This is a genomic window from Myxococcales bacterium (genome assembly GCA_016717005.1).
Lineage (GTDB): Bacteria > Myxococcota_A > Polyangia > Haliangiales > Haliangiaceae > UBA2376.
In genome coordinates this window covers 229,923-244,308 of record JADJUF010000016.1, presented here as the reverse complement: position 1 = coordinate 244,308, position 14,386 = coordinate 229,923, and the positions used below count along the sequence as shown (strand labels likewise).

The window sequence follows — 14,386 nt, the reverse complement described above, 5'->3', positions numbered from 1 at the left end:
CGGGTGAGTTCGGGAAGGGAGTCGACGGGCGCGCGCGCCATCACGGCGCGAGCGGCGCGTTCTCCCGCGAGTAGAACTGTCCGCCGTTGTCGGCCATCACGGTCAGCAGGTAGTACTCGTCGGCCGTCAGCTCGGCGCCGACGTCGCGGGCGTGGGCGGCGGTGGCGAAGGCGCGGACGTTGAGGTCCGGGGTCGGGAAGATCTGCGGCGGGTTGAGCTTCTTCATCAGCTCCGACTCGCGCGAGTTGCCGGGCTCGATGTAGACCTTGAGGTCACCGACGACGACCAGGTCGGCGCGCTCGAGGTCGCGCATGCTCGGGCCGATCAGCGACAGGTGCGAGGCCGAGTAGCCCGACAGCATGTTGTCGCCGACGCCGTAGGTGGCGGCGCCGCCGCGCAGGTCGAAGGTCCAGGTGAACGACGCGCCGGTCATCGGGTCCATGATCGTCCAGCTCGGGTTGGCCGCGCCGGGGGTGCCGTTGTGGCAGCTGACGCACTTCGCGTCGAAGATGGGCTGCAGGGCCTGGTCCCACGGGATGCCGATGGTGCCGGCGCGGGTGAAGTCGGTCGACTTGCGGCTGCTGCGCGGCGTGGTCGCGAGCAGGTCGCGGGGGCCGCGGCCGATCGCCTGGGTGACGCCGGGCTGGATGACGGTCGCGGCGGTGCGGCTCTCGTGGCAGCCACCGCAGAAGCGCGACTCGCCCTTGGCGCCCGAGAACCACACGGGCTCGTTGACGATCGCCATGCCGAACTTGTCGATGGCCTGGAGGTGGACCGGGATGTTGGCGGGGATCAGCGCCGCCCACGAGCCGTCCGCCTCGACCGGCGCGACGCCCAGGACCGCGGCGCCCTCGTGCTCGGTCAGGCCGAAGTCACGCGGGATGCCCTCCTCGGTCGAGAAGCCCTCGATGACGCGGACGCCGTACGCGGTGCCCGCGGGCAGGGTCGCGACGCTCGAGTCGTAGACGTTCATCGCGCCGATGAGCGTGGTGTCCTGGTTGTACTGGTGGGTGCCCGACGCGGGGATCTGCGGCGGGGCGGCGTGCGGCGCGAGCGGGCGCGCGAGCACGTCCCAGCGCTCGAGATCGTCGTAGAGCGGGCGGCGGGCCTTGGCCTTCGAGTCGTAGACGTACAGGCCGAACTGCGCGCTCTTGCCCGCGGCCGCGAGGGTGCCCGACTCGACGGTGCCGTCGGACCAGGTGACCAGGAGCTGCGGGTAGTCGGCGGCGTCGAGCGGGAACGCGTCGTAGTAGCGGCCGATCGTCATCGACGACGGGTCGCGGTTGAGCGGCACGTTCGGCGTCAGGATGCGCGCCTCGGCGTTCTCCTCGGACATGTCGACGTTGGCGCGGACCGAGCCGTCCTCGCTGACGGCCTTGCCGAGGCGGATGTCGAGGATGGCGCCCGACTGGATCGTCCGGTCGCGCGACGTGCCGATCGCCAGGAAGCGGCCGGGGGAGACCTCGCGGGCCTTCAGGTACGAGTTGGTGACCCCGGTCGACTCCTTGCCGAACGCCTCGCGCAGCGTCGTCATGTCAGGGTTCATGAACATCAGGTGTCCGGCGTTCATGTCGCCGAGGTGATCCCACTGGGTCATCAGCACGCGCCCGTCGGAGGTCAGCGTCGGGAACACCCGGTGCGACAGGTTGCGCGGGCCGAGCACCGTGCCGGTGCCGTCGCGGTTCATCACGCCGACCTGGAGCGTCACGCCGCGCTCGTACTCGTCGCGGTGCTGGGGCGCGCCCTCCTCCACCGACTTGTTGGTGTTGAAGAGGATCTTGTCGCCCGGCAGGAACACCGGGTTGAGGAAGTCGTACATCGGGTCGGTCGCGAGCTGCTCGACCGCGCCGGTCTCGAGGTGCAGGACGAACAGGCCGTAGTTCTGGCTCTCGTTGAGCCGGCCCGAGAACACGATCTCCCCCTTGGCCGGCGTGGCCTGGGCGTCGAACGACAGGTCGTAGTTCGAGATGTCGATGTCGGCGAACTCGGCGCCGGCGTCCGAGCAGCACAGCTCCTCGAGCTTGCCGTCGGCGGTCGGCGGCGACAGCTTGACGATGCGGCCGCCCGGTCGATACGACCGGTACTGGAAGATGTCGCCCATCTCGTTGCGAGGGGTGCGCTGCAGGAAGACGATGGCGTCGACACGGTCGAGGGGACTGGTCGAGTCGTCTCCACCGCAGGCGGCGACACCTGCGAGTGCGACGCTGAGCGCGATACCGGTGTGGATTCGGGGCACGGAGAACCTCCTCATGGCCATCACCATCAGCAAGGTCCGCGCCACCACTCAACCATCTAATATTGCTTGCTTCGCGTCCAGATGCGACGAGGGGTCGCGCCCCCCATTCCGGGGCGGGAGGGGGCGCCGCCCCCCGATCGCGCGTCCACGCGGCGGTCGAGCACCGGTCGACGCGCCGGGAGTCTCGCGCCTCGGAGGTCTCGGAGGGGCGGCTCGTCGGGGCTTGCCCCCCGACGAGCCCGACGAGGGGAGACCTGGCGACAGGCCTCCCTGGAAGCTCAGTCGGGCGTGAGCAGCCCGCGCTCGGCCGCGAGCGCCCGCAAGAGCGCCTTCGCGCGCTCGAAGCGCTTGCGCAGGACCGCGGCCCGACGGTCGAGCGGCTCGTCGGCGGCGCCCGGCATCGCCTGGGCGACCTCGCGCCACGACATCTTGCGATCGATCCGCAAGATCAGGAGCTCGTGGTCCTCGGGCTCGAGGGCCTCGCGCAGGCGGCGGACCTCGTCCTTCACCTCGGTGCGGAGGAACTGGACGGTCGCGGTGCGGATCTGCTGGGCCCGATCGTAGGCGTCCTTGGCCAGGTCGAGCGGCAGGTGGCCGCGCTCGCGGCGGCGCGGCGCCCGCCGGAGCCGGTAGAGCGCGTTGCGCGCGAGGGCGTAGACCCAGGTCCGCAGCGACGACGTCCACCGGAACCCCGCGAGCCCCTTCCACAGATCCTCGCACCACATCGCGTAGGCCTCGGCGGCGAGATCCTCGTCGCGCGCGACCGCGTGCAGGAAGCTCACCAGCTCGGCGCCGTAGAGCTCGATCGTCGCGGTGGCCGCGCCGGCGGCGTCGCCCGCGTCGAGGCGCGCGCGCACCGCGGCCTCGCGGACAGCGCGCTCGGGGTCGGGGTCGGCCACGGCTCCGATGCTACTTCAGCTGCGCGAGCAGAGCATCGATCTCGGCGAGCTGGTGCGCGAACACCTCGGGATAGGGCTCGAACGCCGGCCGGGCGGCGCGCAGCAGGCGCGCGGCCTCGTCGAGCCGACGGCCCTGCGCCACGTCGGCGCGCGCGATCTCGATCGCCATGTTGTCGGTGGCCAGGCCCCCGGCCGCGGCCAGCGCGAACGCCCGCCGGGCGGCCGCCTCGCCCTCGGCGGCCTGGCCGCTGCGGGTCAGGATCTCGGCCAGCATCCGCAGCGTGTAGACGTGGCGGCTCGACCCCGGCGACTTGGCCTCGAACACCGCGACCGCGCGCCGCGCCGCGGCCAGCGCCGGGCCGAGCTGGCCGCTGCGCAGCTGGGCGGTGCCGAGGTTGAACAACGTGCCCGCGACGTCGGGGTGGTCGGGGCCGAGGTGCTCCTCCTGGATCGCCAGCGACCGGGCCAGGGCGGCGGCGGCCTCGGCCCAGGCGCCCCGCTTCATGTCGATCACCGCGAGGTTGCTCTCGATGCGGGCGACGTCCGGGTGGCGCGGCCCGTGGACCCCGATGTAGAGCTCGCGCGCGATCCGGAAGTCGCGCGCGGCCTGATCGCGGTAGGCCGCCTGATCGAGCAGCACGTTGCCGACGTTGACCAGCGCGTCGGCGTAGGCCGTCAGCGTGGACGGCGGCGCCGCGTCGAGCTCTTGCTGCACCGCCAGGGCCTCGAGCATGGCCGCGTCGGCCTGCTCGCTCTCGGCCAGGAGCAGCGCCAGGGTGGCGCGGAACATGAGGCAGGTCGAGTGGCCCGGGCCGAGGCTGGCGACGCACGCCGCCAGCCCGCGCCGCTCGTGATCGATCGCCTCGGGGTAGCGCCCGGCGCCGGCCAGGGCGTTGGCGACGCTGTGCTCGAGCGCCGCCAGCTCCATCGGCTCATCGGTCTCGCCGCTGAGCACCAGCGCCTGCTGGGTCCGGGCCAGCACCGTCGAGCCGTCGCCGCGGCGATCGGCGGCGGCGGCCAGCGCGAGCATGAGCCCGACGACCTCGCCCGGCGCGCGCCGGCGATCGCGATCGACCGCGGCGTCGGCCAGGCGCACCCACGGCTCGGCCGCCCCGGTGTTGGCCTGGATGTCGCCGACCACGCGCACGAGCATCGCCAGCGCGCCGAGGTACACGTGCGCGTCGTCGAGCGCCTGGGCCGCGTAGTACGCGTCGGCCAGGAGCCGGACCGCCGTCGGGTAGTCGGCGCGGGCCGCCGCGAGCTCGCCCCGGGCGCGCAGCAGCATCGCCGCGGTCGCGCGATCGGTGGCGGCGCCCGGCGTCGCGCGCTCGATCAGCGCCGCGGCGGCGTCGAGCTGATCGACCGAGATGTCGATGATCGCGACCTCGAGGTCGGCGCGGGTCGCGACCGCCTCGGGCCCGGGCGCGGCCGGGTTGGCGGCCAGCGCGACCGTGTCGAGGCACGGCGTCGGGCTCGGCAACGCCCGCACCTTGCTGGCGTAGGCGCCGAGGTCGCGGGCGATCAGCGCGCCGTCGTCGATGATCGCCGCCGCCACCTGGGCGCGGTACGCGATGCAGGCGTCGCTGCGCGCGGCCAGCTCGGGCGCGAGCTGGCGCTGGCCCTGGGCGCCCCGGCAGGCCGAGGTCGCCGCGGTCCGGTAGGTCGTGACCGCGGCCCCGACCCGCCTGAGCACGTCGCTGCCGACCGTGCCGGTCGTCGTCCGCAGTGCCGCGTCGACGCGCTCGAGCAACGCCGGGGTCAGGGCGCGATCGACCGACGCGGTCGCGCGCGCGCACGGATCGAGGGGGTGGCCCCGCGCAGCGTCACGGCGGCCACCGCGACGCCGGCCAGCCCGACCGCGCCCGCGCCCAGCCACAGCGGCCAGCGCCGATCGCGCGCCGCGCGGTCGAGCGCGGCCAGGAACGCATCGACGCTCGGGTACCGCCCGGCCGGCGCGACCGCGAGCGCGCGCTGGAGCACCGCGGCGATCGGCGGCGGCACCGGCGACTTGCGCGGCGGCGGGGGCGGGCCGCGCCGGACCGCCTCCTCGAGCGCCCGGGCGTCGGCGCCCGCGAACGGCCGCTCGCCGTACAGCGCCTCCCAGATCATCACGGCCAGCGCGAACTGATCGGCGCGCGCGTCGACGACGCGCCGCGGAACTGCTCGGGCGCCATGTACGCGGGCGTGCCCACCATCGCGCCGGTCATCGTCAGGCGGTCCGACAGGACGTCCTTGCGCGGACCGCTGCCGGCGCCGCCGCTGCGCCGGCCGCTGCCGGACTCGGTCGAGGCGACGTCGGGATCGACGCTGTCGGGGCGGTCGTCGCCGGACGTGCGCGCCAGCCCGAAGTCGGCGACCTTGGGCACCCCGGCCTCGGTCAGGAGCACGTTCTCGGGCTTGAAGTCGCGGTGGACCAGGCCCACCGCGTGGGCGGCCGCCAGCCCGAGGCCGGCGGCGCGGCACCGGGCCAGCGCCTCGCGCCACGGCCGCGGCTCGGCCCGCAGCCAGCTCCGCAGCGTGCCGCCGGCGACGTACTCCATCGCCACGAACACGTCGTCGCGGAAGCGCCCGACCGCGTGCACGGTCACGACGTGCGGGTGCGACAGCCGCGCCATCGCGGTGGCCTCGCGTTGCAGCCGATCGGCGCCACGGCCGGCGCGGTGCAACTTCACCGCCACCGGCCGCTCGAGCGACTGATCGTGCGCCAGGTAGACCACGCCCATGCCGCCGGCGCCGATCCGGCGCACGACGTGGAAGATCTCGCCGACCACCGTGTCGGGCGCGATCTCGGCCTCCGGCGTCGCGGTGGCCGCCACCGCCGCCAGCAGCGGATCGAGCGCGCTGGCGTCGGCGTCGTCGCTGGTCAGGCCGCCGGGCAGCACCGTCGACAGCTCGGGGTCGACGTCGCCGCGGCCGACGCGGATCGGCGACGGCAGGGTCGACTTGTCGGTGGGATCCGCCACGGAGGCCCGCCTAGGATATCAGGGCGCGCAGCTCCGCCAGCGCCGTCAGGGCCGCGATCGGCGTGGTCCGATCGAGATCGAGCGCGCGCAGCCGCGCCAGCGCCTCGGCCTCGCGCGGATCGGCGCGCGGCGCCGGCGGCCCGTCGGACAGGAGCGACAGCTGGCCCGGGGGCCGCGCCGCCAGCCGGCGGCCCGACGGCAGCGCGCCGCCGTCGCCCTCGAGGCGGCCCAGGATCTCGCGGGCGCGGCCGATGACCGAGCGCGGCAGCCCGGCCAGGCGCGCCACGTCGATGCCGTAGCTGCGCGACGCGGCGCCCGGGACGATCCGCCGCAGGAACGCGACCTCCCCGCCCTGCTCGCGCACCAGCGCCGACACGTTGTGGACCCGCGGGCGATCGTCGGCCATCGCGACCAGCTCGTGGTAGTGGGTCGCGAACAGCGTGCGCGCGCCGACCGCGTCGTGCAGGTACTCGACCACGGCCCAGGCGATCGACACGCCGTCGAACGTCGACGTGCCGCGGCCGACCTCGTCGAGCACGACCAGCGAGCGCCGGGTGGCGTGGGCCAGGATCGCCGCGGTCTCGCGCATCTCGACCATGAACGTCGAGTCACCGCGCGCCAGGTTGTCGGTGGCGCCGACCCGCGTGAACACCCGGTCGCACACGCCGATCGTCGCGGCCGCCGCCGGCACGTAGCTGCCGACCTGGGCCAGGATGACGATGTGCGCGACCTGGCGCATGAACGTCGACTTGCCGGCCATGTTGGGCCCGGTCACCAGCACGACCTGCTCGCGATCGGCGTCGAGGCGGGCGTCGTTGGGCACGAACGTGCCGGCCGGCACCAGCGCCTCGACCACCGGGTGGCGGCCGTCCTTGATGTCGATGATCGCGCCGGCGTCGACGGTGGGCCGGTGCCAGCCGCGGCGCTCGGCGACGTCGGCCAGCGCGACGCACACGTCGAGGGTCGCGATCGCCGCGCCCGCGGCCAGGAGCGCCTGGTACGCGGCCGCGACCTCGGCCACCAGCGCCCGGTGCAGCTCGGCCTCACGCGCGGCCAGCGTGTCCTGGGCCGCCAGCACCTTGGCCTCGAGCTCGGCCAGCTCGCGCGTGACGTAGCGCTCGCCGCCGGCGATCGTCTGCTTGCGCAGGTAGTCGTCGGGCACCCGCGCCAGCTGGCTCTTGGTGATCTCGATGTAGTAGCCGAAGACGCGGTTGTAGCGGACCTTCAGGCTGGCGATGCCGGTGCGCGCGCGCTCGCGCTCCTCGATCGCGGCGATCGCGTCCTTGCCGCCGTCGGCCAGGCCCCGACACTCGTCGATCTCGGGATCGTGGCCGGGCCGGATGAAGCCGCCGTCCTTGACCAGCGCGGCCGGCTGCTCGACCAGCGCGGCGTCGAGCCGGCTCGCCAGCGCCGCCAGCGCCGGGGTCGCGACCGTCCGCAGATCGTTGAGCGCGGGCGCGCCGTCGAGCCGCGGCGCCGGCGCCGCCAGCGTCGCCAGCGCGGGCAGCGCGATCAGCGTGTCGCGCAGGCGCCCGAGGTCGCGGGGGCCGGCGACGCCGAGCGTGGCCTTGCCGGCGAGGCGCTCGAGGTCGCTGGTGGTGCGGAGCTGCTGGCGCAGCTCGCGCCGCAGCTCGCCGGCGGCGTACAGGTCGGTCACCGCGTCGGCCCGGGCGCCGATGGCGCCGAGGTCGGTCAGCGGGTACAGCAGCCAGCGACGCAGCAGGCGCGCGCCGGGCGCGGTGGCAGTCTCGTAGAGGACCTCGAGCAGCGAGCACGTGCGCTGGCCGCCGACCAGGGTCGCCACGAGCTCGAGGTTGGCGATCGCGGCCTCGTCGAGCACCATCGTCGCCGACGGCTCGTAGGCGACCAGGCGCGCGATCGGCAAGCTGCCGCTGGGCTGGGTGGCCCGGGCGTAGGCCAGCACCGCGGCGGCGGCGCGGACCAGCAGCGGCCGCGCGGTCGCGAGGTCGGCGAGCGGCTCGGCCAGGGCCGCGGCCAGGAGCGCGCGGGCGTCGTCGAGGTCCGGCACCGGCGCGGCGCCCCAGACCGCCGCGAACCGCCGGATCGGCGCGCCGGGCGCGGCGGCGCCGTCGGGCTCCAGGTCCGCGGCCGCGACGATCACCTCGCGCGGCGCGACCCGGGCCAGCTCGTCGACGGCGGCCGCGGCGCTGGCCAGCTCGGTGGCCCGGAACTCGCCGGTGGTCACGTCGAGGTACGCCAGGCCCCAGCGCGGCGGCGCCGGCGTGGGCCTGGGCTCGGCCGCGGGCGCCGCGTGACGGCCGGTGCGCGCCGGGGACGGCGGCGCGGGCGCGACGCCGCACACCAGCGCCGCGACGTAGCGGCCGGCCTTGGGATCGAGGGCGTCCTCGTCGACGACCACCCCGGGCGTCACGATGCGCACGACGTCGCGCCGCACGAGGCCCTTGGCCAGCTTGGGGTCCTCGACCTGCTCGCAGATGACGACCTTGTGGCCGAGGTCGGTCAGCTTGGCGACGTAGCCGCGGGCGGCGTGGTGGGGCACGCCGCACATCGGCACCGCGTCGACCTTGCCCTTGTCGCGGGTGGTCAGCGTCAGGTCGAGCAGCCCCGCCGCCACCACCGCGTCCTCGAAGAACATCTCGTAGAAGTCGCCGAGCCGGAAGAACACGATCGCGTCCGGGTGGCGATCCTTGATCTCCAGGAACTGCCGCATCAGCGGAGTCTGGGCCGGCGAGCCTGCGGAGGACGGACGAGCCACGACGGCCGCTTGTAGCCGATCACCCTGACGGTCGCCGCGCGGCCCCGCCCCCCCCCGCCCGCCCCCCCGCCCCGTCACCCGTCGTCACCGTCCCCCCCCCCCCCCCCCCCCCCCCCCCCCCCCCCCCCGCCCCCCCCCGCCCCCCCCCCCCCCGCCGCCTCACCCGTCGGCCGGCCTCACCCGACGGCCGGCCTCACCCGACGGCCGGCCACACCCGCCGTCACCTCACAGGCGCGTGACGTAGGCGATCTTGGGCACCTTCTTCTCGAACTCGCCCTTGGCCGCGACGGCGTCCTCGTAGGTCGGGTACGTGCCCAGGCGGACGCGGTAGAACTTCGTGCCGTCGACGTCGGCGGAGGTGATGTACGCGCCGTAGCCAGCGGACTTGACCGTGGACAGGAACGCCTCCGCCTCCGCCTGATCCTGGAACGCCGAGAGCTGCAGCGTGAACTTGCCCTTGGCGGCGGGCTCGGGCTTCGCGGCCACGGGCTCCGGCTTCGCCGCCACCGGCTTGGGCGCGGCCGGCTCCGGCTTCGCCGCCACCGGCTTGGGCGCCTCGGGCTTGCCGGCCGCGGGCTTGGTCGCCGGCGCCGGGTCCTCGGGGCGGGTCGCCGGCGCGGCGGCCGCGGCGCGGCGCGCGCTCATCGCGGCGATCTCGCGATCGACCGCGGCGGCCGGGTTGCCGCTGCCGCCGAGCGCGGTCGGGAACGTCATCGGGCCGTCGCCGGCGCCGAGCTTGTCGAGCGCCGCCAGCGGATCGCGCGCGCTCGAGGTGGCGGCGACCTTGTCGACGTGGCCGCGGGCCTCGAGCCGTCGGCCGACCATCACGCCGAGCACGAACACCAGGCACGCCACCACGGCCCCGCCGAAGAAGAGGTAGAAGATCTGGCGCCCGTCGAGGCTGACCTCGATCTTGTCCTTGTACAGGTCGGTATCCGTTCCAGCCATGGGCAGCTCCTACCCCGACGCTTGCCCATGAACCGGCTGGGAGCAACTTTTCCGCCCGCGGGGCGGCCGCGCGTCACCGCAGGGTGATCGAGCTGGTGGGCTTCTGCGGCGACACCCGCACGAGCTGACCGCGGATGCTGACGGAGTCCGACACGTAGTCACCGGCGTCCACGACCCAGACCGACCGATCGGGCGCGCGGACCACGTTCGCGGGCTGGGCCACCACCTCGCCCATGAACTGCGGCTGGAAGCCGGCGGTGAGGTGGAACCGCAGGATGAACCCCGGGAACACCGTGGGGATGTCGGTCAGCGCGCCGGCGCGATCCTGGTGGCACATGACGTCGCCCGGGTAGGTCGGATCGACCAGGGTCAGGTTGAACACCGGGTTGCGGAACCGGATGGCGGCGGCCGACCGATGGACGACCTTGCTGCCGGTGGTCGTCAAGGTGCAGGTGCCCGGCACGTAGTCGGCCACGCGCTCGGTCTGATCGACGGTGAGGCTGCAGGGGTTGGGCGCCAGATCGGTGGGCCCGTCGCCCGCGCACGGCGGCACGCTCAGCGGGATGCGCCCCACCACGAGCGGGTGCGCGGTCGGGTCCTTGACGCACCGCCCGGTGCCGGCCTCGGCCACGATCGGGTGCAGGAAGCCCGAGCGCCCGCCGATCGCCACCAGCGCGTCGGCCCCCCGGAGGTCGTAGCGCTGCGCGCCCGCGGCACACTCCGGCGCCGGGACCACGCCCTCGATGCAGCGCCCGGCCCGGCACAGCGTGCCCGCCGCGCACTGGTCGTCGCTGGCGCAGGTCATGACGCAGCGGTTGACCGCGGTGGTCCGGAACGGATCGGGCCGGCACGCGTAGGTGAACGCCGGCGCCGCGGTCGTGTCGTCCTCGGGTTGCGCCGACGACACCAGCTGGGCGTCGTAGCGGGCCAGATCCTGACACTGCTGATCGGAGGTGCACCCGGACAGGGGGGTCGTGCGCAGCTCGCGGGTCCGCTCGCGCAGGGTCAGGCGGCCAGCGAACGCGTCCTGGACCGCGAACTGCCGCAGCGACACCAGGTAGTCGCGGCACAGCCCGCCGAGCTCGGCGGCGCGATCCTTCGGCAGACACGCGCCGGTCGCGACCGTCGCGTCCGGGTGGACGTAGCAGGTCTCGTTGAGGCCGCACTGGGCGTCGCCGCGGGCCGGGTCGCAGCCGAGCAAGGTGACGATGTCGCGCGGCTCGACGCCGGCGGCGCAGTAGGGCGCCGCGCCGTCGACGACCGAGATGCCGCCGCCGCCGATGTCGACGATGCCGGACCGCACCTGGGGGCCGTCGACGACGTTGGTGCCGTCGGTGCGATCGAGCGACAGGCGCCCCTCCCACGTGAACGTCCAGTCCTCCTCGGCCGGCACCGCGCGCCAGTCGGGGAACGCCTCGTTGCGGATCGTGTCGAGCACGGGGAAGGCCAGGTCGGACACGGGGCGGGTCGACGCCTCGGGCGAGGTGTCGATGCACTCGTCCTGGTGGAAGAACGGCAACACGTGGGCCTTGGTCTCGGCGATGCTGCTGGTCTGGACCACGCGCTGGGGCGTGGTGTCGACCCGGGGGCCGCCGACGAAGACCGAGCTGGAGGCCTGGCTGTCCGGGCCGGTCGCGGCGCAGTTGCGCGTGCCCTCGTACACCGAGCCGGCCCCACGGACCGCGTTCACGGCCCGCTCGCCGATCCCGTCGCGGATCTGGTGCGGCATCGCCAGCGGCAGCTGCGAGCCCAGCACGTCGGAGGCCACGCCGAAGTCGGCGTAGTTGTCGTCGTCGATGTTGACCACCGCGGTCGCGCCGCTCGAGAGCGCGACGTAGGCGAAGTGCCCGGCCAGCACGGTCGGGGACGCGTCGCCGGTCCGCTTGTTGTTGTTGGTCCCGATCGCGACCGCCACGGGCCGCGCCGCGCTGCTGAACTCGACGCCGGGGCCGCGCGCCAGGGCCCGCCGCGGCGGCGTGCCGACCTGGCCGACCCCGAGGCAGATGAAGCGGCTGCCGTCGCGGATGTCGAGCAGGTAGCGCGGATCGACCTGGGTGTCGCACTCCTGCTCGGCCACCAGCACCTCGGTGACCCGGACCGTGCCGTCGGTGGCGACCGCGTAGACGAACTGGGCCTCGTCGCCATCGCCGGTGCCGTCGTCGAGCCCGCCGGTGACCCCGCCCATCGTGATCTGCTTGGAGATCGCGACGTCGATGACGCCGACGTCACCCTCGAGATCCACCTGCTGGACCGAGTCCGGGAGGCCGGCCGCGGTCAACGTGACGACCGTGACGACCGGGCGGTTGGCCAGGCCGATCGCCATCTTCTGGAGCCCGACCCGATCGTCGCGGATGATGTCCAGCGCGATCGGCCGGGCCCCGTCGACGATCGGATCGCGCTCGCCGCACTGGCGCGGGCAGGTCAGGTCACCGCCGCCGATCGTGGCGGTGCCATCGGCCGCGAAGCGGATCGACGCGACGACCGCGCCGGTCGCGCCGTCGACGGCGGCGACCGCGTGGCAGTCCGGGTAGGAGACGTAGTGGATCCCGACCGGCGTGGCCGGGCACTCGACCCCGACCGGCGAGTCCAGATCGACCGCGGCCAGCGCCGCCGGGCGGGCGCGCAACGGCTGCCCGCCCGCGGTGATCGGCAGCGCCGTCACGATCGGGGTCTCGTCCTTGAGGCGCACCCGCTCGAGCTCGATCACCGACAGATCGCAGGTGCCGGCGTTGGCCGTGAGCACGTGGCAGCCGGCGGTGTCGGTCGCGATCGCGAGCGGGCTGGAGCCGACCGTCAGGGCGTTGTGGCCCGGGATCAGCGGATCGGAGTCCTCGACCGCGAACGCGCCGGCCTGGTACTCCGGCGGTTCCTCCGGCGTCAGCCCGTCGGCGACGCCCAGGAGCTTGGCGTTGGCGACCGTCACGGTGCCGTTGGTGGGCTGGACCGCGAGCGCGTACCAGAACTGGTTGTCGTTGAGGATGGCCTCCTGGCCCGGCATGGTCGGGTTGGCCGCGTCGACCGCGGCCGGGTCGCCGATGGCCCGGGCGGCGCACGCGCGCAGCGGCATCGGCGTGAGCTTCTCCTCGCCGGTCGCGAGGACCTTCATCCGGCCGACGCACCCGAACGCGACGTCGACGGGGTGATCGAAGCTACGGGTCGAGGTGTTCACGGTGCCGGTGTCGCCGCAGGCGAGCAGCGTGGCCGCGCTGGCGACGAAGAGCAGGCGGGGGTTCACGACTTGCCTCCGATGCGCAGGACGACACGGTGCGCGAACCGCGACTGGGGATCGATGTCGACCACCGCGATCGAGTCGTCCAGGAAGTTGGCGACCAGGAGCAGGCGCCGGCTGGGCGCGACCGCGCTCGAGATCGGGCCGCGCCCGACCAGCGTCGTCGCCTCGACCGTGCCGCCGCCGCGCGGATCGGCGACGTAGAGCTCGCCGGTCTCGTAGCAGGTCACGAACGCGCGCTCGCCGACGCCGCTGTCGGCCGCGGTCACCGAGGTCGCCTTGCGACAGATGTCGGTCGAGGCGATCAGGCGGTTGCGCGGCACGCCGGTCGGATCGAGGCTGGTGTCGAGCTGCTGCAGCGCCGGGGGCGACCGGTTGATGAAGAACGCGCGGTCGCCGCCGTCGCGGAAGACCAGCCCGCGCGAGTCCTCGCCGATGCCGCCGGCGCTGGCGCCGGCGCCGATGCCGTTCTGGAAGAAGAAGCCGCCGCTGATGATGAACGGCGCCCGCCCGGCCTGGCGGCCGACGGTGAGCAGGAACACGCGGTCGTTGCCGCGGCTCTGGACGTAGACCAGATCGTCGCCGCCGGGGTTGCGACCGGCCACGCCCGACATGCCCGCCTCGATGCCGACCGAGGCCGCGTCGACCACCGTCGGCACGCCCGCCGCCGGCGAGTCGATCAGCGAGATCGTCCCGCGGCTGAAGTGCGAGACGATCGCGAACTCACCGACCGAGTCGATGAACACGCCGTAGGGCTCGCTCGGCAGCGGCACCGCGGCGTCGTCGCGCACGCGGATCAGCCGGTGCTCGTCGTCGCACAGCGCGAACCCGGCGCCGGCGCTGCAGCCGAGCCGGCGGGTGGTCGGATCCCAGTCCATCCAGGTCACCGACGGATCGCCGCGGACCGGCACCATCAAGCGCAGCTTGCCGCCGCCGAGGTCCTGGGTCGCGACCGACGTCGCGAAGTTGCCGATCCGGACCCCGGCGTCGTCGATCAGGAAGTCCTTCTCGGCGCACGCCAGCGTCTCGGGCTGGTCGACCGACGCCGCGCAGTCGGGCGGCACGGTCCGGTTGGTCTTCCAGGCGGTGACCGCCTGCTCGACCGCGCTCAGGTCGACGACCTGGACCGTGCCCGAGTCGTAGGTCAGGTCCGAGTTGGCGGACACCACGAACGCGACCGAGTCGTCGGGCGCGACCGTGACCGCGGTCGGGAAGAAGATCGTGTCGGGGTCGGGGCGGACCTCCGACTCAGAGGCGGTGCAGGCCGCGGCCGCGGCGACTGCCACCGCCGCCCAGCCGATCCGGAAGCGAGCGAGGTCCATGGCAGCCAGGTTGGACCGGGGCCCGGGGCCTGGGGTTGCCTGCGTGGCGCGA

9 protein-coding genes are annotated in these 14,386 nt (G+C 74.4%); all 9 read right to left on the bottom strand.

The features are described 5' to 3' along the window. Nucleotides 1-40: 40 nt before the first annotated feature. On the bottom strand, nucleotides 41-2,101 hold the full coding sequence (locus IPL61_16915; GenBank protein ID MBK9032927.1) for a hypothetical protein: 2,061 nt from the start codon (nucleotides 2,099-2,101) through the stop codon (nucleotides 41-43). A 413-nt stretch (nucleotides 2,102-2,514) separates the two neighbouring features. Then, entirely contained in the window at nucleotides 2,515-3,135 is a 621-nt protein-coding gene (locus tag IPL61_16910; protein ID MBK9032926.1) for a sigma-70 family RNA polymerase sigma factor, read from the bottom strand. 10 nt (nucleotides 3,136-3,145) lie between these two features. Beyond that, nucleotides 3,146-4,885 (bottom strand): tetratricopeptide repeat protein, encoded by a 1,740-nt coding sequence (locus tag IPL61_16905; GenBank protein MBK9032925.1) that lies wholly within the window; start codon nucleotides 4,883-4,885, stop codon nucleotides 3,146-3,148. Nucleotides 4,886-4,893: 8 nt separating this feature from the next. Further along, nucleotides 4,894-5,247 carry a hypothetical protein gene (locus tag IPL61_16900; GenBank protein ID MBK9032924.1) on the bottom strand — a complete coding sequence of 118 codons (354 nt, stop codon included), beginning with the start codon at nucleotides 5,245-5,247 and terminating at the stop codon, nucleotides 4,894-4,896. Then, nucleotides 5,244-6,098, bottom strand: coding sequence for a serine/threonine protein kinase (locus IPL61_16895; protein MBK9032923.1), 855 nt, complete (start codon nucleotides 6,096-6,098; stop codon nucleotides 5,244-5,246). Before IPL61_16895 ends, IPL61_16900 begins: the two co-directional genes overlap by 4 nt. Before the next feature lie 10 nt (nucleotides 6,099-6,108). Then, nucleotides 6,109-8,790, bottom strand: a complete 2,682-nt coding sequence (gene mutS / locus IPL61_16890; GenBank protein MBK9032922.1) for a DNA mismatch repair protein MutS — start codon at nucleotides 8,788-8,790, stop codon at nucleotides 6,109-6,111. 270 nt (nucleotides 8,791-9,060) lie between these two features. Continuing rightward, nucleotides 9,061-9,783, bottom strand: a complete 723-nt coding sequence (locus IPL61_16885) for an SPOR domain-containing protein (GenBank protein MBK9032921.1) — start codon at nucleotides 9,781-9,783, stop codon at nucleotides 9,061-9,063. Between the two features lie 73 nt (nucleotides 9,784-9,856). Continuing rightward, nucleotides 9,857-13,018: a hypothetical protein gene (locus tag IPL61_16880; GenBank protein MBK9032920.1), complete on the bottom strand. Its 3,162-nt coding sequence runs from the start codon at nucleotides 13,016-13,018 to the stop codon at nucleotides 9,857-9,859. Continuing rightward, nucleotides 13,015-14,334 carry a hypothetical protein gene (locus IPL61_16875; GenBank protein MBK9032919.1) on the bottom strand — a complete coding sequence of 440 codons (1,320 nt, stop codon included), beginning with the start codon at nucleotides 14,332-14,334 and terminating at the stop codon, nucleotides 13,015-13,017. Before IPL61_16875 ends, IPL61_16880 begins: the two co-directional genes overlap by 4 nt. Nucleotides 14,335-14,386: the final 52 nt, after the last annotated feature.